Annotated in this window: 22 protein-coding genes; 17 read left to right on the top strand and 5 right to left on the bottom strand. The window is 41.0% G+C overall.

What is annotated here, in order from left to right:
- Positions 1-5: 5 nt before the first annotated feature.
- The gene (locus G8O23_RS12645; RefSeq protein WP_166365384.1) at positions 6-3305 is read left to right on the top strand and encodes an ABC transporter permease; all 3300 of its coding nucleotides are present in this window, start codon (positions 6-8) and stop codon (positions 3303-3305) included.
- 41 nt (positions 3306-3346) lie between these two features.
- Here G8O23_RS12645 and G8O23_RS12650 read toward each other — a convergent pair whose 3' ends face one another.
- Positions 3347-4750 carry a TonB-dependent receptor gene (locus tag G8O23_RS12650; RefSeq protein WP_166365386.1) on the bottom strand — a complete coding sequence of 468 codons (1404 nt, stop codon included), beginning with the start codon at positions 4748-4750 and terminating at the stop codon, positions 3347-3349.
- Positions 4751-5931: 1181 nt separating this feature from the next.
- Here G8O23_RS12650 and G8O23_RS12655 point away from each other — a divergent pair.
- The 10 genes from G8O23_RS12655 (at position 5932) to G8O23_RS12700 (ending at position 15180) form a co-directional block, all read left to right on the top strand.
- Entirely contained in the window at positions 5932-7011 is a 1080-nt protein-coding gene (locus G8O23_RS12655; RefSeq protein ID WP_166365388.1) for a hypothetical protein, read from the top strand.
- A 55-nt stretch (positions 7012-7066) separates the two neighbouring features.
- On the top strand, positions 7067-7663 hold the full coding sequence (locus tag G8O23_RS12660; protein WP_166365390.1) for a hypothetical protein: 597 nt from the start codon (positions 7067-7069) through the stop codon (positions 7661-7663).
- Positions 7664-7839: 176 nt separating this feature from the next.
- Positions 7840-8190, top strand: coding sequence for a hypothetical protein (locus tag G8O23_RS12665; RefSeq protein WP_166365392.1), 351 nt, complete (start codon positions 7840-7842; stop codon positions 8188-8190).
- Positions 8191-8647: 457 nt separating this feature from the next.
- Positions 8648-9271: a hypothetical protein gene (locus G8O23_RS12670; RefSeq protein WP_166365394.1), complete on the top strand. Its 624-nt coding sequence runs from the start codon at positions 8648-8650 to the stop codon at positions 9269-9271.
- Positions 9272-10150: 879 nt separating this feature from the next.
- Positions 10151-11851, top strand: a complete 1701-nt coding sequence (locus tag G8O23_RS12675; RefSeq protein ID WP_166365396.1) for a hypothetical protein — start codon at positions 10151-10153, stop codon at positions 11849-11851.
- On the top strand, positions 11802-12275 hold the full coding sequence (locus G8O23_RS12680; RefSeq protein WP_166365398.1) for a hypothetical protein: 474 nt from the start codon (positions 11802-11804) through the stop codon (positions 12273-12275). The genes G8O23_RS12675 and G8O23_RS12680 overlap by 50 nt, the downstream gene beginning before the upstream one ends.
- A gap of 206 nt (positions 12276-12481) precedes the next feature.
- A complete protein-coding gene (locus G8O23_RS12685; protein WP_166365400.1) occupies positions 12482-12970 on the top strand; it encodes a hypothetical protein in 489 nt (162 codons plus the stop codon).
- Between the two features lie 309 nt (positions 12971-13279).
- A complete protein-coding gene (locus tag G8O23_RS12690; RefSeq protein WP_166365402.1) occupies positions 13280-13759 on the top strand; it encodes a hypothetical protein in 480 nt (159 codons plus the stop codon).
- Between the two features lie 166 nt (positions 13760-13925).
- Positions 13926-14528, top strand: a complete 603-nt coding sequence (locus tag G8O23_RS12695; protein WP_166365404.1) for an outer membrane beta-barrel protein — start codon at positions 13926-13928, stop codon at positions 14526-14528.
- 52 nt (positions 14529-14580) lie between these two features.
- Positions 14581-15180, top strand: coding sequence for a hypothetical protein (locus G8O23_RS12700; RefSeq protein ID WP_166365406.1), 600 nt, complete (start codon positions 14581-14583; stop codon positions 15178-15180).
- Positions 15181-15571: 391 nt separating this feature from the next.
- Here the strand turns inward: G8O23_RS12700 and trpB are convergent, their stop codons facing one another.
- Together trpB and G8O23_RS12710 are read right to left on the bottom strand one after the other, a co-directional pair.
- Positions 15572-16780, bottom strand: a complete 1209-nt coding sequence (gene trpB, locus G8O23_RS12705; RefSeq protein ID WP_166365408.1) for a tryptophan synthase subunit beta — start codon at positions 16778-16780, stop codon at positions 15572-15574.
- Between the two features lie 483 nt (positions 16781-17263).
- A complete protein-coding gene (locus tag G8O23_RS12710; protein ID WP_166365410.1) occupies positions 17264-18709 on the bottom strand; it encodes a sodium:solute symporter family protein in 1446 nt (481 codons plus the stop codon).
- Positions 18710-18986: 277 nt separating this feature from the next.
- Here G8O23_RS12710 and G8O23_RS12715 point away from each other — a divergent pair, with 277 nt between their 5' ends.
- On the top strand, positions 18987-20084 hold the full coding sequence (locus tag G8O23_RS12715; protein ID WP_166365412.1) for a universal stress protein: 1098 nt from the start codon (positions 18987-18989) through the stop codon (positions 20082-20084).
- 74 nt (positions 20085-20158) lie between these two features.
- Here the strand turns inward: G8O23_RS12715 and G8O23_RS12720 are convergent, their stop codons facing one another.
- A complete protein-coding gene (locus G8O23_RS12720) occupies positions 20159-20869 on the bottom strand; it encodes a YebC/PmpR family DNA-binding transcriptional regulator (RefSeq protein ID WP_166365414.1) in 711 nt (236 codons plus the stop codon).
- Between the two features lie 243 nt (positions 20870-21112).
- On the opposite strand from G8O23_RS12720, the gene G8O23_RS12725 reads away from it, so the two are divergent.
- From G8O23_RS12725 to tnpA, 4 genes are all read left to right on the top strand, one after another.
- Complete coding sequence (locus tag G8O23_RS12725) at positions 21113-21490, top strand: PadR family transcriptional regulator (protein WP_166365416.1); 378 nt, start codon at positions 21113-21115, stop codon at positions 21488-21490.
- Positions 21487-21906 carry a hypothetical protein gene (locus G8O23_RS12730; RefSeq protein ID WP_166365418.1) on the top strand — a complete coding sequence of 140 codons (420 nt, stop codon included), beginning with the start codon at positions 21487-21489 and terminating at the stop codon, positions 21904-21906. Before G8O23_RS12725 ends, G8O23_RS12730 begins: the two co-directional genes overlap by 4 nt.
- A gap of 214 nt (positions 21907-22120) precedes the next feature.
- On the top strand, positions 22121-22546 hold the full coding sequence (locus tag G8O23_RS12735) for an Hsp20/alpha crystallin family protein (RefSeq protein ID WP_166365420.1): 426 nt from the start codon (positions 22121-22123) through the stop codon (positions 22544-22546).
- A 246-nt stretch (positions 22547-22792) separates the two neighbouring features.
- Positions 22793-23215: an IS200/IS605 family transposase gene (gene tnpA / locus G8O23_RS12740; RefSeq protein WP_219932514.1), complete on the top strand. Its 423-nt coding sequence runs from the start codon at positions 22793-22795 to the stop codon at positions 23213-23215.
- 313 nt (positions 23216-23528) lie between these two features.
- On the opposite strand, the gene G8O23_RS12745 is transcribed toward tnpA, so the two are convergent.
- Positions 23529-23756 (bottom strand): hypothetical protein, encoded by a 228-nt coding sequence (locus G8O23_RS12745; protein WP_166365422.1) that lies wholly within the window; start codon positions 23754-23756, stop codon positions 23529-23531.
- A gap of 147 nt (positions 23757-23903) precedes the next feature.
- Between G8O23_RS12745 and G8O23_RS12750 the strand changes: the two genes are divergently transcribed.
- On the top strand, positions 23904-24569 hold the full coding sequence (locus G8O23_RS12750) for a hypothetical protein (RefSeq protein ID WP_166365424.1): 666 nt from the start codon (positions 23904-23906) through the stop codon (positions 24567-24569).
- Positions 24570-24608 lie beyond the last annotated feature (39 nt).

Raw genomic sequence — 24608 nt, forward strand, 5'->3', positions numbered from 1 at the left:
TCGCTATGTCAATTCTTCGATATATTCTAAGGAGTATCAGCTTTTATCGCAAGCAACACCTGGCTCTTTTCGCTGGCACGCTTATAAGTACAGCTGTGCTAACCGGTGCGCTAATTGTTGGCGATTCTGTTAGGCTTAGCCTTAGTAAACTGGTTGATGTTCGCCTAGGAAATATCCGATACGCTTTAATGACGGGCGAGCGTTTGGTGCGCTGGGAACTTGCACAGGAATTGGGTCAAAAGTTAAATGTGCCCACAGCCTCTCTGCTTATGGCGCAGGGGGTTGCATCCAATCCCGATAATGGTGCTAGGGCAAATGGTATTCAAGTAATTGGTATTGATAAGGAATTTTGGACGCTATCGGGTATAGAGGTCGATACGCCATATGATAATGAGGTTATTATCAACAACGAGGTTGCCAAAGCCCTGAATCTTGCTGTGGGTGATGAATTCTTACTAAGGGTAAAGAAGCTGGATGCTATTCCGCTGAATGCTCCTTTTGCTCAGGATATTAATCTATCAATCGCCATTAGGGTTAGGGTTAAGTCCATCGCCACCGATGATGAAATGGGACGTTTTAGCCTAAAAAGCAATCAGGCTACACCATTCAATGTATTTCTTTCTAATCAGCTGCTTGCCAAAAATCTTGAGCTAACTAGTAAGGCAAACGTAATTCTGGTTGCGGATAAAAATGGGGCTGATTTATCTTCACAAAAGTTAGATTCTACGTTAAACAACGTCTTTTCCATAGCCGATGCTGGCCTTAGCATTCGTGAGTTACCCGAATCTTATAGGTACGAGCTAATCTCGGAGAGGATTTTTATTGATAATCCCATCGCCAAGTCAATCCTAAATCAAGGTATAACCGATGAAACGGTTTTGACCTATCTGGTTAATTCGTTTAGGCTAAACGGTAAAGAAACTCCATACTCTTTTGTTGCTGCTGCCACTCAACCGCTGGTTAATTCTTCAATTAAGGATAATGAGATCATAATCAACCAATGGCTTGCCAACGACTTGGGTGCAAAAACTGGTGATACGTTAGAGCTGAAATACTTTGTGATTGGTCCACTTCGAACGCTGAAGGAGGAATCAAAGTCATTCGTTGTAAGAGATATTATTCCCATTCAAAGTGATTTTGTAAACAACTCCTTAATGCCACTTTTTCCTGGACTTGCCGATGCGGGTAGCTGCTACGATTGGGAGACTGGAATTCCCATCGATCTGGAGAAGATTCGTCCGAAGGACGAACAGTACTGGAACGATTTCCGTGGCACGCCAAAGGCACTAATATCAATGCATCAGGGTATTACCCTCTGGGGGAATGCTTTTGGCAACTACACTTCCATTCGATTTGATATGCAGTCCATTGGATTTGATGATCTGGTACAGCATCTAACGAAAAGCATTAATCCCGCCGATTTGGGATTAGCATTTATGCCTGTTTATGAGCAGGGTATCAGCTCGGCAAAAAACTCCGTCGATTTTGGTAGTCTTTTCATCAGTCTAAGTTTTTTTCTTATCGCAGCATCAATTCTGCTAACTGTGCTTACCTATTCGTTGAATGTGGAATCGAGGAAGGAGGAGATTGGCATCTTATCAGGTCTTGGCTTTTCAAGTAGGATGATTGCAGGCATTCATCTGGGGGAGTCGGTTCTTACATCTTTATTGGGAGGAATTGCAGGAGTATTCCTAGGCATTGGCTACACTCAGGTAATTATTTGGGCACTGAATTCGGTTTGGCAGGGTGCTGTGCATACCAATATTCTTGAGGTTTTTGCATTGCCATCAACTGCAATTCTTGGTTTTTGTATCAGTGTGGCTATTGCGTCTCTTTCTATCTACCTTGTGATTGTACGAAAGCTTAAGCAACCCATATTAAGCTTGGTTCGGAGTAATTTCCAAGAGTTAATAGGCACATTTAGAAGAAGAAGCGCAATAAGTTTATTCATAGCAATTGTACTTATTTCTGTTTCGTTTGCCATTGTAGCCTTTTCCCTTTCTGATATTAATGCCATAAACCCCTCGCTATTTCTTTCTGCTGGTGGTCTTTTTCTAGCAGGTTGCATTGGGTTGATAAATTGGTTTTACAGGGTGATTGCCAATAGAAATCACCTTAAACCAATAACTCTAAATCAGCTAGCCATTACAAATTCGGCAAGAAGCAGATCGAGAAGCCTCACAACCATAGCCCTGCTAGCGCTGGGAACATTTATCATCATAATTACTGGTGCAAACCGAAAAACCTTTTATGGGGTCGAAAATCAGCGTAACTCGGGTACTGGAGGATTTTTGCTGTGGATGGAAACTACCTTACCCATTCCGTACGATTTGAATACAAACTTTGGCAAAGCCAAATTGGGCCTGGAGTACGATACCATTCTAAATAGTGTCGATTTTATTCAGCTTCACCGCCTCGATGGTGATGATGCCAGCTGCCTAAACCTCAATCAGGTGCAAAAGCCTGCCATCCTAGGGGTTAATTATCAAGCATTTGATAGCCTTGGGGCATTTTCGTTTGTTAATCACCTAAAAGGAGTCGATAAAAACCGAACTTGGCTTGAGCTGCACAACGATTATGGCGACAACACTATCCCCGCAATTGTCGATCAAACCGTTTTAACCTGGGGGTTAATGAAATCGGTGGGCGATACCATTCGCTACCTGAATGAGGCTGGCGATACCCTAAACCTGAGAATAGTTGCAGGATTAAGCAACTCCATTTTTCAGGGTAATATCCTTATCTCGGATAAGCTATTCAACAAGCATTTCCCCTCATCCAGCGGTTCATCAATTATGCTGGTCGATGCTCCTTCTGATTATCAACCTGAACTTACTGACCTTTTTAATAGTTCTTTGGTCGATTTTGGCGTCGAGGTAAAGCCCACATCGGTTCGCTTGGCCGAGTTTAACACGGTGGAAAACACCTATCTCACGGTGTTTATGGTGCTGGGTGGTTTGGGCATTGTGATTGGCACATTCGGCTTGGGCGTAGTATTGCTTCGCAATATGCTTGAGCGCCGCGCGGAGTTGGCCGTAATGCTAGCTATGGGTTTTAACATAAGGCAGCTCTTTAGGTTGATTTTTACTGAAAACCTGTTCCTTTTACTAGCAGGTTTAGCCATTGGAACTTTATCGGCAGTGATTGGAATCTTACCTTCGCTACTTTCCCCTGCTTTTAGCGTGCCCTATGGGTTTGTAGCAATACTTTTAGTTTCAGTATTTGTAAGCGGTGTTCTTTGGATATTTTTCCCAACCCATAGCATCCTTTCAAAGAATATTCTGAAAAGCATCAGGGAGGAGTAGATTTGTACGCATTATTGTCAAAAGCGTTATAAACAAATAGCTTATTTATACCCAAAAATCTTCTTTTCCCTTATAGTTTTCGAAACGTATCTCGGTACCATGGTTTCCCAGCGCTTATCGTTGCTATGCATTAGCCTTAGCACTTCATTTGGGGTTATATGCAGCCACTTGGTTTTGGCTTGGCGTAGGTTTCTTATTTTCCGATTATCAACCAGATAATCGAATATATGCTTCACATCAGGCTCCAGCTCCACATCATCAACCAGCAGTATTTTCCCCGTTTCCCTATCGAGGGCAGGGTAGATGTAGAATCGAGTATTATCGGGGAACATACGGCCCATAGCCTCGAGTATGCCACCACGCAGGCAGGTGTAGTACTTCTTCTCCATAACCCTTCTAAATGTTGGCACACCAAGAATTACACGAAGATTAAGGATTTTAAATCGATTAAAGTAGTCAACAACTTTGTAGAACTCCTGAAAGTTCGATACCAGTACGTTTTGCCCCATCCCGTTAAGCAGGTCAACTCTGTTCAGGAAATCGCGTTCATCAATCTCGCCCTCCTCCAGCAGGTTATTAAGCGTTATTTCGCATATTTGTAGCGTATTGTGTGGCGAGAAGTTTTTATCCTCCTTAAAAAGTGCGTACGATGTTTTTAGGATATCGAAACCCACGTAAGTAATGGGTCGGAATCGTCCCCTGAGTACCAGCGCGTTCTTCTTGTACAAAAAATCGGCGGGTTGATGCACCTCGCCGTGGCGGTCGAACATCACAGCGGGGGTCATCTCATTTTTTACCAGCTGCACGCATAGTAGCCTATTATCAACGTAGCAAAGGTCGGGGCCAGTCATTCGGGCCATAGTAATCTCAACGCGGTCGGTATCTAAATTATCAAGCAGCGATTGCAGAAATACATTGGGCCTATCGTGGTAGTGGAAACAGGCAAATATTAGGTTAACGCCCAGCGTGCCCAGCGTGTACTGCTGCAGCAGGCCATCATTTTCTAAAAGGCGAACGTGAATAACCACCTCGTTGGGTTCGCCCAGCTTGGAGTGCTCAAACTTAACACCCATCCAGCCATGGCCCTGATTGCTCTTTTGGTAGTTAAGCGTTTCCACCGTATCGGCAAACGAGAAGAATTTCAGGTCGGAACTACGCTTCTCGCCAAGCACCTGCAATAAATCGTTGTACTCGGCTTGTAGCATCTTCTCAAGCCTATTGAGACTAACATAACGGCCGCTATCGCCCTCGTTATAAAGGTGGTCGCTAAAGGTTTTATCGTAGGCCGATATGGTTTTGGCAATGGTTCCCGAGGCGCCACCAGCCTGAAAGAATGACCGGGCAACCTCCTGTCCGCCACCAATTTCGGCAATGGTTCCGTACTTGGTGTTATCCAAGTTGAGCATTAGCGCTTTGCGCTTGGTACTAAAAACTTCGCGTTCCATATTCGCATATTTGTCAATAAAAATAGAACAAAAAATAGAGTTTTGAGTTCATAAGGTTCATAAAGTTTAGGGTTTAAAGTTCATAGAGTTCAAAGAGTTTAGAGTTTAAAGTTCATAAAGATTGGTTGATTGACCCTGCTTGCCAGCCATAGCCGTCAAGCTAAGGATACAAAACAAACAATTATTTCTATTGAATTGAGCAGAATATGAATACCATAGCCCTCGTAGAGGGCAAATAGCGATTGAAGAAATTAATTCAAATAAATTAGCGCTTCGTAGATGCGCAATAAGGGCTGCGGATAAATATTGCACCCCTACGGCCTGCCTGCCTTCGGCAGTAAGGCAGGGGTGCTTTAAGGCTTTGCAATCTATACCCTATCGCTATGCACCCTCTACGAGCATGTGAATAAGGAAGTTAGCGACTTTAGATAAATTGAAATTGATCTTAGCCTGACGGCTATGGCTTGCCAGCAGGCAGGCTGCCTGACTGGCGTCAGAGCAGGTAGCTTGGATGAATGAGTGATTGATTGACCCTACCTCTGGCAGGATTAATTATTAGGTTGGATAGGTAGAAATTTTAAAATTCTAAAAAATAGGAACTTGCTAGCTTGAAGGAATAAACTGTTGTTAAACAAAAGATATTCAAAAGGATATACCATTGCCGCTATTTAGAAAAAGTATAAATAGTACGAAAAGATGAAATTTTTTAAAAAACCATTGTCACAAATAGCCATTTGATGACATAGTATATAAAGGGCATACTATTATTTTTAAAAACTTTGTTGATTTATGGCTATAGGGTAATGGCATTCAGCCAATCCCATACTTTGTTTACATACCTAAAGAATTGTGCTTTACAAAACCCATGGATACCTCCTCCTTGGTATGGGATATCTATGCCAAAAAAAACGCACTAAAAAACAGATATACAGGCGGTTAGGTGTATTTTTTTTATGGTAACATAGCTTGTTTTATTGAAATTACAGTATATTTGTATTGTGTTAGCACACCCTATTAATTATTAATAATTTTAACCTAAAGAATTAGTTTAATGAAAACAAAAACAAATCAGAAATGGAGACGATCCTGTGTTTTAGGAATCCTCTTCTCTTCTCTTCTCTTCTCTTCTCTTCTCTAGCTGTGATAAGGATGCAGTAGTTCCAGAGGATTTTGAAACTTCTATGGAGCTTACCGAAGGCGAATTGATTCTAAAGGGTAAGCTTGATCAAGCTGCGAAACTATTATCTAGTATTATTATAGATAAAAGTGTTTATAATGAAGTTTTACAATTTACTGGAGCGAATCGAACTACGCCTGAGATTTCATTTAAGCAAGTTATGAATAATGAGGAAAGAGTTACCAAAGGTGGCGTTATTAAGTTTTCAAACTTAAAGAACGCGCTCGAAAAAGCCTATGCAAAAAGCCAAAACGATTTTGATCTGGATGAAGACCTATTGGATTTTCTTATTGAAAATGATTGCGGAATTTGGTCACCATACTCTTTAGATAGATATTCCGAGGACAATCAATTTTTCACAGTTACAGGACATCCAATTGATGAAACTATACCAGAATCTCCAGGTTATATATATTCGGGAATTAACAAAAGCAATGTTGTGGTAAACGAGGAATATGCTGACAACAATCCCGTTTTGGTTATTACCCCCAATTATCTAGAAATTGAATATCCAGTTATAGATGATGGTATTGGGGATGTTACTAGACCCCCACGTGATATCCCAGTTTCTGCTAATAAGGATCATGAAGTGGTAACGCTGAAGCACATAAAACTAAAAACTGTCTGGAATACTTGGTTTTGGACAAGAACCTTTGATATTTACGTTGTAAGAGGAGAAGGGGCATACAATCCTGTTAATTTTTCCTTAACAGGTACCTTTACCACTAGTATACTAATTAAGTTACCAAGAGAATATGCAAAGGATAAGAAATGGTATCCAGTTAATATCGTGTGGGATACAAAATGGAGTAAGGAAAAAACAAAGCAGGTAGTGGGAGCTTATCGACATAGAAATAAAGGGACCTATAAAATAGCTGGAACTGTGGGTTATAAAGCCGACTCTGTTTCTGCACAAGTTACCGCATCTGCTGAACTTGAAGTATCAGGAACAGGGTTGGGCCATAGCGAATGGGACAGGGACTGGTTTTACGAGACCAACCACCTGTCGCCAACTTATGGTGGTGTAAAAGTAAGGCAAACAAGCAATGTCTTCGATTTTACTTTATCTATAACACAATTATAATTCTAATCAAAATGCATACGTGCTGTTAGTGCGTATGCATTTTTAAAAAAGTTTTATGAAATATTCTTTTGTACTTTTTCTAGGTTTCCTGTTTATGGGTAACCAAAGCTACTCTGCCAATCGCGATAGCATCCAACACCGGCTAGGTGTGTATTCGATGGTTTCAGTAGGAGGTGACGATTATCCCGGTCAAATGCTGGGTGTGGAGTATGGCCTAAGGAAAGGATTCTATGGTGTATCATTGGGCTACTCCCATTACTATCATAACGAAAGAAGGTACTTTCCATACTGGCCCTCCGATCTTTACATACCCTACTCATACAGCTCCAGGCTAGTTAGCCTAACCCCCTTTATCCAACCCATTAAGAAAAAATGGTTTGTGGTGGTTGTAAATGCAGGAGTAACTTTTTCCCGAGAGGATAATTTAACTCACACTGTAACTACTCCAGTAGAGATATTGCCGGGCAACTATAGACTTGAAGGGGAATACATACTTGTAACCAACTATTTTTTTGGCGTAACAGGTGGCATTGGGTTCGATTTTGAGCTGTCAAAATCATTAACTCTTTTCGCAAATAGTAAGTTGATAATTATGCAAACTCCTGGAATTGGGCAGGTACTGGTTGGGGCTGGAGTGCGTTTCAACATATAGCTTAAGGTATGAATATATAAGCAATCCCGTTAAGTTTTGGCTTTCAGGTGATTGATTCTCGACATAACGAAACGGGCAGAGTGATTGGCTACGTTGAACTCGTAAAGTGTGCTCGATTGATTGATTGAGGACGCCCTTAACAGAACCATAAAACTACCCAAAAGAGCTTTTCAGAATTGGATGAAAGACAAAATATGAGTTATTTTATCGAGCAAAATTTTCTGCTGTTGAGAGTTAAATTTTCATTCCCCTTTAATATGGTAAGAACAATTAATAATAAACTTATAATCATGGTGGGGTTTCTCCTCACCATGATTCCAGCAAAAGCAATCGCGCAGAGCTCTTCGTGTTCGGACTTTCCGCTTCTTGAAAACTTCAGAAAATGGGGGATAGTGGCAGGGCCAGTATTGTATAGTAGTGCCAAAGTCAATCCTAACTACGGAGACTACCAGCTAGAGAATTTGCCCCAACCAGGCTTTAATATTGGCGTGGTGTATGATTTTTTGCCCTATAGCATGTTCCCCTAACATTAAGGTATAAATTGAATATAGGTAGTAAATATTTCTGCTCCTTTTTGGCTGGATTTAAAGTAAAAAATCTCCTTTTGGAGAAATTAGGTACACACAATCATTTGTTAGTTAGGAACTTTCTGAGAGAAGAGAAGTTTTTGGTATCAAAGCTTATAGCCCATCAAATGCTTATCAAGGTAGTTTTATTATGGGTGCTGGGTTTTCGTATGCTTTAGAGAAAATATTACTAAATATTGACTTTATTTATGTTGCAAATTTCCAGAACGTTTTAGAAGGAGAGTACCAATTTGCCAACTTGGAAGTTTCACCCGACACAAGAGGTTCATACACCTTGTCGGGAAATTATATTGGGTTGCTGGTTACGTTAAACCTAGCTAGACCCAAAAATGAATAAGCACGAATGGTTAGGAATAAGGATTGAAAAACTATAAAACTAATTAAACAACAACATTTTATGAAAAAGTACTTTTTGCTGATGGTCATACTTTCTATCGCGTCCCATACGCTTTTTTCTCAGCGTTTAAATTCAATTGGACTTGATCTTGGTGGCTATATGATTAGAACTCCCAAAAGCCAAAAAGCTGGTGATACTTACAATCCATATATCGAGGGTTCCTCAAGCCTTGTTGGGTTAACTTACGAGAGAAACCTTACAAATACTTTTAGCTTACGAGGTGGAGGGTATTTTAACAAACAATTCAACTCAATTATTTCGGTTCATATCCCGTTGGAACTTAATGGCAAGCTAATTGGAAAAAGTAGCGAGTCGATGTACTACGCTGGTTACACATGTGGGATTAGCCTAAATTTTAACAGGCTTGTAGTTACTGGTTTTGAGTTTCCTGCGCCAAATACAAGTGCAGATGTTGATATTGAGAAAGACTTTTACATTGCACCGCATGCTGGAATACACGCCGGAGTAAAAATTGGGCGTATTGATATTAGGGTGCAAGGCCTATTCCATATTTTAATTCCAGAAATTGCCGATTTTACAACAACCTATGACGATATAAGCGAGTCGAATACCAATGGGAGTATTGGTTTGTCCCTTCGTATTGGAGGAGCTTATTGCTTCTAAAGAAGTAGCATAAACTGTCTTCTTACGTCTGGTTTATCTGTTGCTCCAGCCAGTTTTTATCTACTTTCCAGAGAGACGCTTAATAACCTAAATCTCGTTATCCCATAATAGCATGGGATAACGAGATTGTTTGTTATGTAGAGTTGGTTGTGATAAACTGCATAAAGTAAGGTGTTTAGGGTGTGCTTCCCGCAGCTGTATTGTTGAGGGTTTGACTCTAAGTCAAGCCCTCAATGCTAAGCAGAGCAACTGAAAGATTGACATACATTTGGCTGGATAGATTGGATGATAATACTCACGGGATGACATATGCTGAGCTGATAGACAGCCCCGAAAGTAGTTAATATTGAGTTGCTTGGATGCCTGCCTCTGGCAGGATTAATTATTAAGTTGGATAGGTAGAAATTTTAAAATTCTAAAGAATAGAAACTTGCCAGCGTAATGAAATAAACTGTTGTTAAACAAAAGATATTCAAAAGGATATACCATTGCCGCTATTTATAAAAAGTATAAATAGTACAAAAAGATGAAATTTTTTAAAAAACCATTGTCACAAATAGCCATTTGATGACATAGTATATAAAGGGCATACTATTATTTTTAAAAACTTTGTTGATTTATGGCTATAGGGTAATGGCATTCTGCCAATCCCATATTTTGTTTACATACCTAAAGAATTGTGCTTTACAAAACCCATGGATATCTCCTCCTTGGTATGGGATATCTATGTCAAAAAATCGCACTTAAAAAACAGATAAACAGGTGGTTAGGTGTAATTTTTATATGGTAATATAGCTTGTTATATTGAAATTACAGTATATTTGTATTGTGTTAACACGCCCTTTTAATTATCACTAATTTTAACCTAAAATTCTTTTAATGAGAAAAAATGCAAGTCAAAGCTGGAGACGATCCTGTGTATTAGGAACCCTCTTCTTCTCTTCTCTTCTCTTCTCTAGCTGTACTAAGGAGGAAACAACCCTGCTGCCAGAGCCTGATACTCCCACCGAAGTAGTACAGGTTATTAAGCTAGGAAAGAAGATGGACAACCCCTACTCGGTTAGCCTTATGCGGGAAGCCAACAAGGAGCTTGTGGCGGAAAAAGCCTTTGCCCCAACCAAAACTCCCTCCGAGACCATAGTCACAACGCACTTATATGTGCGATTTTTACCCAGTAGTCTCGATGAGCTGTACCTGCTTACCGATTCGCTAAACCTTATGCTTTTTGACCACTGCCTTACCTACGAGATTGAGCAGGAGGGCGAGTACTACCACGATCCCAGCATTCCCGAGGATCAGATAACCTGGCAGTACACAACGGTTGAGGCCAACTTTAATTTTCCTGAAGTGCAGTACGAGGTGATAGAGGAGTGCTACATCCCCGATGATAATGAGTACGAGAAGAACACCCATCTGGCCATGCTCGAGGAACGGGCACTTCGCAATGCCGGTTATCTGGAGATGTTGGAACGAAGGGGTTCGGTTGAAGCTGAAAACAGTACAAAAGGAATTTCACTTGAAAGACCCACAGGAACCATACTATTCCAAGATCCTAACAGAGGTGATGCTTCAGTGGCAGCAAAAGGATTAACCGTAAGGTGTTGGGTAGGAGCAAAAATTGGACGAGGTGTGACCAACGAAGAAGGTTTCTATAAGTGTAGCGAAAGATTTAGGGTAGGCCCTTACTATAGGCTTTACTTTTACCGCGACAACGATTGGTCCATTAAGCACAATACCATAAGCCTAATGGAGGCAAAAAATATTGGCTTAGGATATCATAATAAGAAAGGGTATGACAAAACCTTTACAGCAGCAAGGGATAAGGACGATATCCCCTTCTGTATTGTAAGCACGGCTGCCCATGATTACTACAAGTGGTGCGATGAGAACAATATCCTTAAGCCACCAACGGAACTGCGAATATGGGCCGCCTCCTTCTGGAAAGGTGGTTCTGCGCCAATGCTTAAAAGGGGGGTAAGTGCATGGTACACTGGCCCCAATTCCGATGGGTGGAGATATAATTTCGATTATTTGGGGTATGCGAACAATGCAGTTTCTGTATATAATACCCTTACCAACTGGGTGCCAGATATCACTCTTAATAATAAGGTTGGCCCAAAGGATACTTCTTTATATCGTACTACCCTACATGAGCTAGCCCATGCCAGCCATTTCCGAAAGGTAGGCGTAAGTTATTGGTCTAAATACGCCAGCTATATCACATCCTGCTATATTGATAATACTCCTTCGGTTTACGGCGATGCCTCCCGCCCTAATGCCGGCTACTGTGGCATCGGCGAAATGTGGGGCTACTACATTGGGGGGATGCTGGCCGCAAAGGAGTATAATAATGAGGATTGGCATGAGGATGTTGGGTGGTTTAGACCGGGGATATTAAGACAATTAGGTAGTAATGCTTTAATCAATAGACCACGATTAAATAACCCGTTAACTGAAAAACAGATATTCGACTGCCTAACCAGCGATATAACAAATCATACACTATTAAGAAACCGTTTAATTCAAAGATATGGACGCCAACAGGAGATTACCGCAGTATTTACCCATTTTGGGTTTTAGTTTGCTTTTGTTTTCTTTATTTTTACAATCTTGTGGTGATAAAGAGTATAGGGAGGATTATTCTTTTCGAAATGAAATGGAATTTGATATATTTTTAACAGTATATTCAGATAGTGATTTACTGAATGGTATTAACGAAAAGGAGATTGAAATAAAATCAATGTCTGAAGAGCTCTTATTAGTAAATATATCAGACCATTATAGAAAAGGTGCAGGAGCGGATTATTTTATTCGTCTAGCTGACTCTGTATCAGTTTCTAAAAAAAATACTAATGAGCTCATTATGTTTTGGCGTAAAGATGGGGAAATTTTTTATGCAAATAATTATAAAATGTTACGTGACTTTTCAGGAGCTTGGAAATATCGTAATGTTGAAAATAATTATGATTTATATTATTATCTTATGATTTTAGAAGAGTATTAATTGTGGTTTTGCATTGAGGGTTTGACTCAAAGTCAAACCCTCAATACTAAGCAGATTCTTTAATGATATGGTATCTGAATGGTTCAGACCAAAAATTTTGAGGCATATTGTTAATAATACTAGTCTAACACTATGTAATATTTTCAACTGCCTAACCAGCGATATAACAAATCATACACTATTAAGAAACCGTTTAATTCAAAGATATGGGCGCCAACAGGGAATTACAGAGGTATTTGCAGAATTTGGGTTTTAAATTGCTCGTAGTTCTGCAAATTTTCATTACCTCTCGTGAACGTGAGGTGATTGCGGAGTATTCTCTTCTTAACAAGTTGGATAAAGAAATTGAGTTGTTTCTCTATATGAGTAATGACCCTTTTGAGGGCGAGGTGAATGAATCTTACATCATCCCTAAAGAAGATTATGTGAAGTTCGTTTCCTTAAAAACAAATGATAGAAGTGGTTTTGGAGAAAAATACTTTATTGAGCGTATCGACTCAGCAAAGCTGAAAATTGAAGGATATGAGTCATTTGTGGCAATTTGGCGCAGTATGGATGATTTTGAATATGCAGAGGGATTTGAATCTCTACCCGATTTTTTTGCTTATAATAATTGGGGAGGCAGGAATAAAATTCAACACGGTGGTAGCCATGCAGAGTATCGTTTTACGTTGAAGTTGCAGGAGAAAAGGTAAATGGGATAAATTGAGGGTTTGACTTTAAGTCAAGCACTCAATACTATGACCAACCTACCTACGGGGATGCCTCCCGCCCTAATGCCGGCTACTGTGGCATCGGCGAAATGTGGGGCTACTACATTGGCGGGATGCTGGCAACGCAGAATTTACCGGGGGATTGGTATGAAGCCGAATGGAAGTGGTTTAGGCCGTACATACTAAAACGACTTGTTGAGAATGCAGGTTTAACTCCCAAACAAATCTTTGATTGTATGACCAGCGATGTGAATACTCATGAGAAACTGAAACAAAAACTTATTTCTAGGTATGGAAAAGATACACAAATTACTTCAGCATTTAGCCATTACGGTTTCTAGCCTTGTGCTCGTATTTTTTTTAAGCGGCTGTTTTGATAAGGAGAATACTATGGAATGGTCTGTGCATAATTGCTTTGATGACGATGTTGAACTTTTCGTCTATTCTAATAATGAAAACTTTGCAACAAAATTACATAGCCCTTTCACAATTGAGGCAGCCGACAGCACAATAATATTTGAAATAGTTATGCTTCGCGGCGGTAGCAGCGATTTTACGCGGTATATTGATTCTGCTAAAGTTAAAACGGTACACGATGACATATACATTGCCATATGGCGAAAGGATCAGGAGCCAATTTTTGCTGAGGGTTATGATATTGAGCAGGATTTTTTCGATTGGACAGGAGGGGATATCCCCTTTCACTATATGCTAGTCTACTCCGAGGATCATGTTAAGTTCAGGTTCTACCTGAGTAATGAGGAGCAGTAATGCTCTTACACTAACTTATGCTTATTGAGGGTTTGACTCCAAGTCAAGCCCTCAATACTAAGCAGATTCTTTTATGATTGGAACAGCAAAAATGGATACTTGATACTTCAGCTAAAGCCGTAGTGGGCACCTAAGCTTAAAAAAATATTAATTATCACATAGCATTATGAATAAGTTTAATAAAGTATTGATTATAGGAGCCCTTACGCTCCTTTGCCTAGAAACTCAGGCTCAGTTTAGCCTGACCGGGGGGCTTAACCTTTCTCGTTTTTCGACAAATTCAACAATTGAGGGCTACACCCCCGGAAGTGTAAAACTTGGATTTTATTTGGGAATCAACAAGGGGTTTGAAATCACAGAAATGTTGTCAGTTGATGCGGGGCTCCTTTTAAATTTCAAGGGGGAGAAGTATGAGTACTTCAGCACAGAATATTTGAACCTAATTTACTTCGATGTGCCTGTTGTAGCTAAAGTTCACTTCAATCTACTTGGAATCGATAGCTATGTAGGCCTTGGCCCATATCTGGGTATTGGTATTATGAGCACATATTACGATAGCAACGGAAGAAGTTATTCTCTTATAGTAAGCAATGCCAACGAGAGCGCTTACCAGCGATTCGATTATGGGCTTGCGTCAACAGCAGGAATCCGTTTTGGGCGGGTGGGATTAAACATATCCTACACGCACGGCTTGCCCAATGTGAATCAGGGGCTCTTTTTAACCCAAAAGAATAGGGTGTTTTCCCTTGGGGTAAGCTATTACCTTTAGCTGTGATTATAATATGAACAGATAGTTCGTATGGACTTTTTAAAGGTTGATTATGAAATATTTTTTTGTACTGGTTTTAGTTTTCCTTTTGTGGGGAAACCAAGCAAGCTACTCTGCCAATCGCGACAGCATCCAACACCGGCTAGGTGTGTATTCGATGGTTTCAGTAGGAGGTGACGATTATCCCGGTCAAATGCTGGGTGTGGAGTATGGCCTAAGGAAAGGATTCTATGGCGTATCATTGGGCTACTCCCAGTACCATTTTAGCGACAAATGGTTCTTTCCATACTGGCCCTCCGATCTTTACATACCCTACTCATACAGCTCCAGGCTTGTTAGCCTAACCCCCTTTATCCAACCCATTAAGAAAAAATGGTTTGGGGTGGTTGTAAATGCAGGAGTAACTTTTTCCCGAGAGGACCAGTTACGATCAACGATTACTACTCCAGTAGAGATATTTCCTGGCAACTATAGACTTGAAGGGGAATACATACTTGTAACCAACTATTTTTTTGGAGTAACTTGTGGTATTGGGTTCGATTTTGAGCTGTCAAAATCATTAACTCTTTTCGCAAATAGTAAGTTGATAATTATGCAATCTCCTGGAATTGGGCAGATACTGGTTGGGGCTGGAGTGCGTTTCAATATATAGCATAGGTCTGAAAATATAAGCAAACCCTTTAAGCATATGCTTTCAGTCGATTGATTCTCCTACATTTGGCGGATTGGTTGGATGATAATACTCACGGGGTGACTTTATGCTGAGCATATAATCACCCCGTGAGTAACTTATTTGAGTTGCTTAACTGAGTGAATAATCCATCAGTTAACGGACAGGTTGGATGACCCTGCTTGCCAGCAGGCAGGATGCCTAACGGCGTCTGAGTAGGCAGGTTAGTTGATTGCCGATTACCACCAACCAACAACTCATAACTTATCCGACTTTCCGACTTTCGACTTTCTGACTTTCGACTCTAAAAAAACGAAGCAAGCACCCAAAAAGCACTCACTCCGTTCTTTCGTTTAAACATCAAAATAGGTGCCTATTCCAGCTCTCGCTCCACATCCTTATCGCCACGACCCGAGAGGTTCACAACGGCCAAATCGCCTTTGCCTTTTAGCATTTTGGCGGCTAGCGCTACGGCGTGGCTCGACTCCACCGCTGGGATAATGCCCTCAAGGTGCGATAGCAGCTTGTAGCCCTCAAGGGCCTCATCGTCGGTTACAGGGAAGTAATTTGCTCTTCCTTTATCCATAAGGTATGCGTGCTGTGGGCTTATGCCCGGGTAATCCAATCCGGCAGCTATGGAATGCGACTCAACCGGATTTCCATCGGCATCCACTAAGCAATACGAGTAGGTTCCCTGAAAAACGGCGGGTTTACCCAGCGATAAGGTTGCGGCGGTATTCTCTAGTGTGGCTTTTCCACCACCCTCGGCGCCAAAAATTTCTACTTCCACATCTTCTAAAAAGCCTGAGAATAGCCCAATGGCATTGGAACCACCACCAACACAGGCAAATATTGATTGGGGTAATCTGCCTTCGGCATTTAGTATTTGCGCTCGCGCTTCCTGTCCAATTACGCTTTGGAAGTAGCCCACCATTCGTGGATAGGGGTGAGGCCCAACCTGCGAACCCAGCAGGTAGTAGGAGTCGGGATGCTCAATGTAGTATCCCAAGGCAGCATCAACAGCATCCTTTAAGGTTTTTGTGCCTAGATCGGTGGCAATAACCTCGGCTCCAAGTAGCTTCATACGGCGCACGTTAAGCGCTTGGCGCTCAACATCTATAGCGCCCATAAAAACTTTGCAAGGTATGCCCATGAGTGCAGCAGCTGTAGCTGTTGCCACGCCATGCTGACCAGCGCCCGTTTCGGCAATAATCTCCTTGGCACCCATGCGCTTGGCAAGAATTATTTGCCCAATGGTATTGTTAATTTTGTGCGCACCTGTGTGGTTCAAATCCTCGCGCTTTAGGTAGATGGTTGAGCCAATGTGCTCGCTCAATCGACGAGCATAGTATAGTGGCGATGGTCGGCCCACGTAGGTTTTTAGGTAGTGAACAAACTCCTTTTGAAACGATTCGTTGCGAACTTCCCTATCGAAAGCCTCGGCAAGTTTAGCCAAAGGCTCGATAAGTACTGGGGGAACGTACGCACCTCCATAATTTCCGTACATTCCATCGCTATGGTTTAGCATTGTGCTTAGGGGCGATACTTGAACTTGTGTGTATGTGATATTTGTGGTTTCCATAATTTCTTTTTTTTACTGATTTTTAACTTGTTTTGATTTTGTTGATTCAATCAATCTGCCTAACGAAGGTAGGTCATTCAATCTTTTTAGACGCTGACAGGTGCTTTGCACGCTGTCAGGTCATTAATCATCCAATCAACCTTTTATAATTCTCGTGCACATTATAGCATTGCACACAGCGCCCACGTAGGGCGCACGCTTTTGCTGGGCGGGGAGGCCCCGCCAACGCCATGTCCAAATCAGTATTAGAAAAAAATGGTTCAAAATTGTGAGTTGATGCGATTAAAAAAAAGAAAGGCCGCAGGGGTTACCTGCGGCCTTATATGGTTACTTGAGTAGTAGCAATAAGGTTAACGCCCCCTAGTTTGAGAGTTTTTACCTTGCCACCACCAAGAAATGCAAATCATTGTTGTCATTTTGCTATATTCTACTCCGCAAATTAAAATACATTTATTTTGATAACCAAACATTATCTTAAAAAAATTATGCGAGAATATTTTTTCTACCTGGGAATAAGTACGATAGAATAATAAAAACTACCAACGAGGCGGTGATGCCAAAAATATTGGGATCTAAGTTAAATGGTAGATTCACCCCTAGTATGGTGAGCGTTAGGGTTGTACCGCCCCCAACAAGCATACCCCAGAATGCCCCTATGGTACTTCCTCGTTTCCAGTAAAATGCGCCTAGAACGGGAATAAACAGTCCACTTACCATGAATGCGTATGAGTAGAGCATAAGCTCCAGCACATTCTCCATTTGCCATGCAAACAGTAAAGCGAGAACACCTATTACCAGCGTTATGATTTGCGAAACTCTAAGAGTGGACTTTTGCCCTTCGGGCAATTTAAACAGCTTACGCAAAATATCGGTTTGCACGTTGCCCGATGCCGCCATAAGGCAGCTATCGGCAGTTGACATGATGGCCGAGAAATACGCCGACATCATAAGCCCCATTAATCCCACGGGCAGTATGGTGCGAAGGAGTAGGGGTAAACCCATCTCGGCATCCAAATCGCTGCCGGGGCCAAAATCCATATAGGCAAACATACCATTCTCAAAGGCTACTCGGGCAAACAGACCAAGGATAACACCCATAAATGCCATTAGGGGCCACTCAAAAATTCCTGCAATATACCACGCACGTTGCGCTTCCTTGGCGGTGCGGGTTGAGTAAATTCGTTGGTAAAGGGTCATCCCCACAAACCAGATGGGAATAATTGTAACTGCCCAGTTTAGCAGCGTTTGCCACTCCACATTGTTGAGTGCCATGAAGTCGTGCGATAGGGTTTCCCTAATGGCCTCCACTCCGCCAATGGATTGGTATCCCAAGGGAATCCCAATGAGTATGAGCCCAGCCATTAGTATAATCCACTGGAAAGTATCGGTGTATATCACCGCTTTTAACCCTCCCATTACAGTGTATAGCACAGTTATTACACCCATTATTATTAGGGCAGTATTCAAATCAAGATTATGGAACGATGCCGATGCCAGCTTTGCACCAGCAAGTAGCTGCGAGCTGGTGAAACCTATGTAACCAATGGCTGAGATTATGCCAGCCAATAGGGCAACCCTAGGGCTATAGAAGTGCTCAAAAAGTTGAGGAAACGTAAAGAGTTTAAGTTTAGATGCTATTTTACTAGCTTTGGGTATAAGGAAAACAGCGCTAAGCCATGCGCCAATTAGGCCAGTGAATAGCATCCACGATCCCGATAAGCCCATAATAAACCCAAGACCACCAAGACCAATGGAGAACCCACCGCCCACATCGGTGGCTACAACTGATAATCCTACGTGAAAACTGCTCATGGTGCGGCCACCTACATAGTAATCGTCGGCATTTTTGTTCCTTCGGAGGAAGTAGTACCCAATACCCAGCACAAAAATCATGTAAACTACAAATACGGAGAGGTCGATAATATGCATAATACTAACTTTTTGCTGCGCTGTGTATGCTCAAGGAGTGCAGCTAGATTTAATTCGAAAAATTTGACCCATGGGTGATCATGCAGATTTGCAATCCCGATTCCCATATCACAAATCTATGGTTTTGAAATTTAAATATCAAAAAAAGTTTACTACAGGATTGATAGTCTTATGCTTGCTAATACTATTATTATCCTATGCTAAAATGGATGAATATACTTGACCGGAATCTCAATATTTTGTAAATTACCAGTGAATCCTTTAAAATGATAATGCTATGGACGACAAACTAATTGTAATAGCCAACGAGACCTATACCAGTGCGTTAGTTCTCCAAAGTTACTTGGAGTCCAATGGTATAAAGTGCTATCTAAAAAACGTGAACCTAGTTCAGCCTAACGTTTCGGATAATGTAAAGGTTCAAATAGCCGAAAACGATGTCGAAAAGGCTATCAAGCTTCTGGCTGCATATCGACAGGAGAAAGCCAAGGGGGAGGGACAGCCTCGAAAGATACTGGTACCTGTCGATTTTTCCGAGCATTCGAAAAATGCTGCCTACTTTGCGCTTAAGCTGGCCAATATCTATAAATCGGAGGTTAAAATACTGCACGTTTTCAACTCGCCAGTGGTCGATATGATTCCATTTACCGATGCGGCTAGCATCCAGATTGATGTAGATATTAGTTACCAAATTCTACAGAAAACGGCCAAGGAGAATCTAATCAAGTTTTTTAATAAGCTTCGTAAGTTTGCAGATGATAACGGGATGAAGGATGTGCGTATTGGATACTCGCTTTGCGAGGGGTTTGCATCCTACGCCATTGTAGATATGTGTAGGCGATATAAGCCAGGGATGATTATTATGGGTACCAAAAGCGAAGGGTTTAGAAGTACCGAGCTGGTGGGCAGCGTTGCTGCCGAGGTGGTTCGCGATAGCGAAGTTCCCATACTGGTGATACCCGAACACGCTAACCTGAAGGGTATTGATGAGGTGAAGAACGTGCTGTATGCTACCCGTTTCGATGATAACGATTTTGTGGCCATACGCAAGCTGGTTACCATACTCTCAGGCTTTAGCGTAAACCTGGTTTGTGCTAACGTAACCGACGATCCAGACAACAAAATGATGCTGGCTAAGCAGAAAAGCTTAAAAAATTACGCCAAAAAGACCTTTAAGAAGACCCCTATTGAGTTTGAAATGATTCGCGGCAAGAGCGCCTCTGAAGCTTTTAAGGGCTACATAACTGGTAAAAACATCAACCTAATGGCATTAACAATGCATAAGCGGGGTGTACTAGAGCGATTATTCAATCCATCGCTCACACGTAAGATGCTTTCCGATGCTGAAATACCTTTGCTAATTTTTCCCGAATAGGGTTGAAGAATTATTACGCAAAAAGCCAGAACATAGCGAGTTCTGGCTTTTTTGCATATAAAAATGCAGGTGCATTACTGCATATTGTGAAATACGTTGGTTACGTCGTCGTCATCTTCTAATTTCTCAATGAGTTTTTCCACATCGGCCTGTTCTTCCTCATTTAGCTCCTTGGTATCGTTGGGTATTCGCTCAAAACGGAATGTTTTAATGTTGTAGTCATTCTCTTCTAAAAATTTTTGAATTGGGCCAAATCCGGTGAACTCAGCAAAAATCATAATGCTATCGTCATCAGCAAATACCTCATCGGCACCAAAATCAATAAGTTCCAACTCTAACTCTTCCAAATCAACACCTTCTTTAGCCTCAACTTCAAACGAGCACTTACGGTCGAACAGAAAATCGAGCATACCTGTTGTTCCCAGCGTGCCACCAAACTTGGTGAAGTAGCTACGCACATTGGCCACAGTACGGGTTGGATTATCGGTTGCCGTTTCAACAACTATGGCTATGCCATGGGGGCCTTTGCCTTCGTATACAAGCTCCTTGTAATCCTTGGTGTCTTTCTCTGTAGCTTTCTTAATTGCCCTTTCTACATTATCCTTGGGCATATTCTCCGACTTGGCGTTCTGAATGGCCAGTCGTAAACGCGGGTTGGTATCGGGGTCTGGTCCACCTGCCTTAGCAGCAAGGGTAATTTCTCTACCTATACGAGTGAATACCCGGGCCATATTGCCCCAACGTTTTAGCTTGCGCGCCTTTCTATATTCAAATGCTCTTCCCATTTTATATGATATTTTTTTACAACACGCAAAAGTATTAAACTATCGCTTACACCATTAATGAATTATTGAATTTTTATTGCTTGAATACAATGAAAAAACAATTGACATTTGTAAGGTGTAGATAAACAGATAAATAAGGATTTTATTATAAATATCTATCAAATAATTTGTATGATAAGATATAATTGTATTACATTTGTATTAAACAAGATGATTAATACATAATGATTAATTCAAAATGTTATGTCTAATAATGATTTATTAACCGATTTACTCACTGCATGGGAAGAGACATACAAAAAAGGTCAGCTCACGCTGTGGATATTCCTTGCGCTAAAGGATGACAGAAAGTATGTGGACGAAATTAAAACTTTTGTCGAGGAGCAGTCGGGCAACACCATGACTTGCGAGGAACAAAGCCTTTACCGAACCCTACGCAAGTTTCAACACTTGGGTGTTGTCGATTTTGAAACAGGCAAGGGGAATAAGGGGCCAGAACGAAAGTACTATTTCCTTACCACGTTGGGCGAATCGCTGCTTAACCAGTTTGTACAGCGTAATATTAGCCTATTCTTTAATCAACGTATTAAACAACTACTAAATTTGGAGGAGAAGAAATGAAGTACATCACAACCAACCAGTTACGTTTTGCGATAGTCCTAATTGTGCTTACCATACCGTTTAGGTTAGGTTTAAGCCGCTTGCTCGATGCCGAAATGTTTACCGGGGCTTGGGTGCTAGCATCTGTTTACGCTGTTGTAGTTTTTGCCATGGGGTGGATTTTTGGCCGAAAAGATTACGAGTCGTTACCCATTTTCGATATCGGTTTTCGGTTTCACCTAACTACCTATATTATTTGCAACGCCATTGCCGAAATACTTTTCTATCTCAACTTTAATTCTAGGTTTGAAAATGTTAAGGTAGTTCACCTAACAGCAGTTTATTGGGGAGTATTTCTGCTGATGCATTTTGTTGTATTTATGGCAACTCGCCGTAATGCCATCAAGGGAATAAACAAATCGGAGATATTCGAATAGAAAGTGCAAATAATCAATGTTATAACCTCTGTTAGAATTGAGAGATTCTGATAGAGGTTTCTTTGTTTATGTCGATATGGCATATTGTAGTGTTTGGAAAATGTCATTATGACTTAAAAAATGATTTGGTATTTACTTTGAAATATGCTTAACCGAAGTAAAATTACAAAAACTGATGTTTAACTAAAATATGGAGGATTTAGCTATGATACCAATGTTAAGATCAAGAGGTAGTAGTGTTCCCAGCTTAGTAGATGCCTTTTTTGGCGATGATTTTCTCTCGAATTTCTTTGATAACACCAATCTGGGAACTGTTCCAGCAGTGAACATTATGGAGAACAAGGACGAGTTTGCCATTGAGGTGGCAGCCCCTGGTCTCGAGAAAAAAGATTTCAATGTGGATATTCACAACAACGTGCTAACCATCTCGAGCGAGAAAGAATTTAGGGATGAGAAAAAAGATGAGAAGGTAATGCGCCGGGAGTTTAGCTACACTGCATTTAAGCGTAGCTTTAGCCTACCCGATGGCGCCGACAGCGACAAAATTAAGGCTACATACAAAGAAGGGATACTTACCGTTACTATCCCAAAGAAAGAGGAAGCAAAAGAAAAGCCAGCACGCCAGATATCCATCTCGTAGCGTGCGGTAGATTAAGAGATTGATTGTTAAAAGGCGGGTTTTTCCGCCTTTTTTTGTTATGTGTTTGCTTACGCTCACAATAATTAGAGATTGCAGAAAAATAAATTTTAACCGTTTCCAATATGTTTGAAGTAATCAACTTACTTTTTCAGTAAATTAACCGCTTAGTATTTTGTAGTAAATGTTAGTGTATAAAATATTATATTTGATAATCAGCACTTTCAAAATATTTTAAACAATATGAATATGGCAAATACTTATACCCAGTTCTATGTGCACTTGGTTTTCTCACCCAAAAAAAAGCAATCTCTAATTAAAAGAAATTGGAAAGATGAGTTAGAAAAGTACATCACAACAATAGTGCAAAATCATAAGCATAAGATGCTTGCAATTAATTGTATGCCCGACCACATACATATTTTTATTGGTTATTATGTAAATCAGCTAGTTCCCGATTTAGTAGAAGAGATTAAAACATCGAGTTGTGCTTGGATAAAATATAAAAAATTATCGCGGTATAAGTTTGAATGGCAGAGAGGGTATGGAGCGTTTACGCATTCGCGTTCGCAGGTAGATACCGTAGTGAACTATATTCTTAAGCAGGAGGAACATCATAAGAAAACACCTTTTAAAGATGAGTACCTGGAGATTCTGCGTAAGAACATGTGAAATACGACGATAAGTATTTGTTTGAGCTTTTTGAGGATGGGAATAGCTGGGAGGATAATTAGAAATTGGTACTGGTACAAATATTACCGCTGCGCTGCAGCTCGGGGGCATAGGATGCTCTGTGGTTACCAATATTCCCGCCGCTATGCGGCTACCCATACTACCACAGCTAGCATAAAATAGGTGCGTAGCACCGTGAATAATGGTAGAGAGAGCCCGTGCAAGAGCCATCGAGGTGCAGCGCACCGTTTATACTAAACTCCACAGATATTTCCGCAGCTAACGCAGCTCGTACTGTTTTTTAGGTATGTTTCTACAACGATTTCTGCTGCGCTGCAGCTAATGCTATTCCTGTAACATAGGTGCGTAGCACCGTTAATACTTGTAGAGAGGATGTAGCGTTGCCAAAATTGAGGTGCAGCGCACCGTTAATACTAAGCTCCACAGATATTTCCGCAGCTAACGTAGCTCGTACTGTTTTTTTCTGGTATGTTTCTACAACGATTTCTGCTGCGCTGCAGCTAATGGCTTTACCGCTCATAGCGCAAGTTAATGGTTGGTGTTATTTCGATTGCAACAAATATTATTGCTGCTTTCAGCTATTTTTTGCTTTGCTATTTACTACAAAGGTTATTGCTGTTAGCATTGCAAAATATTGTATATTTACCTTAACCATATGGTGTTACCAATGAACAGCAATCAGTACCATAGCCTAAAAATTGAGTTACAAAAAATATCAGCAGAAATTCCCCTAACCTGGGGAGCGGTGCAGAATGATGCTACTGATAGGCTAGTCAATCTGTTCTCAATTCAAAGCTATACCGACTTGTGCCATAAGATTCAAGGCCTGCCTGATTCCACCCAACACTACTTTCAGCACCGTTGGTTTTTGTGGCAATGCGCTAGGTGCGATGAGCACACCTTTGCAACAAATGGTAATGTACAACCTAATCCAAACCCAAGGGATCAGACGTACGATATTGAATTTAATAGCAACCCGGTGCTGCGGTTTGATATAAAAAGTACCAAGGTGCCTAAGCAATTCCGTAGTGTAATGTCAACAGTCTTTAAACATCCTGAGCAGCTGGTGAATTTTTACTATACTCACCAAAGCACCGGGGTTCGGCGTTGTATGCAGAATCGAATATTTATAGTACATCATTCCTTTGTATCCACTCGTAATACATTAAAATTGCGTTGTGAGTGGGATTTTAAGGAGAAAGCCTTTACGGAATACGCAGAGCGAATAACCGAGGAGGGAAAGTTTATTAAGCACAGCAATGTAAAATCCGATATCATTTTTATAATCGAAAATCGCGATGGAACCCTTACAAGGCGTTTTGTGGCAGTGTAAAAATGGTTACATTTGCCATGCAAAGTGGACAAATTTAGA

The organism is Perlabentimonas gracilis, assembly GCF_011174675.1.
Classification (GTDB): domain Bacteria; phylum Bacteroidota; class Bacteroidia; order Bacteroidales; family Tenuifilaceae; genus Perlabentimonas; species Perlabentimonas gracilis.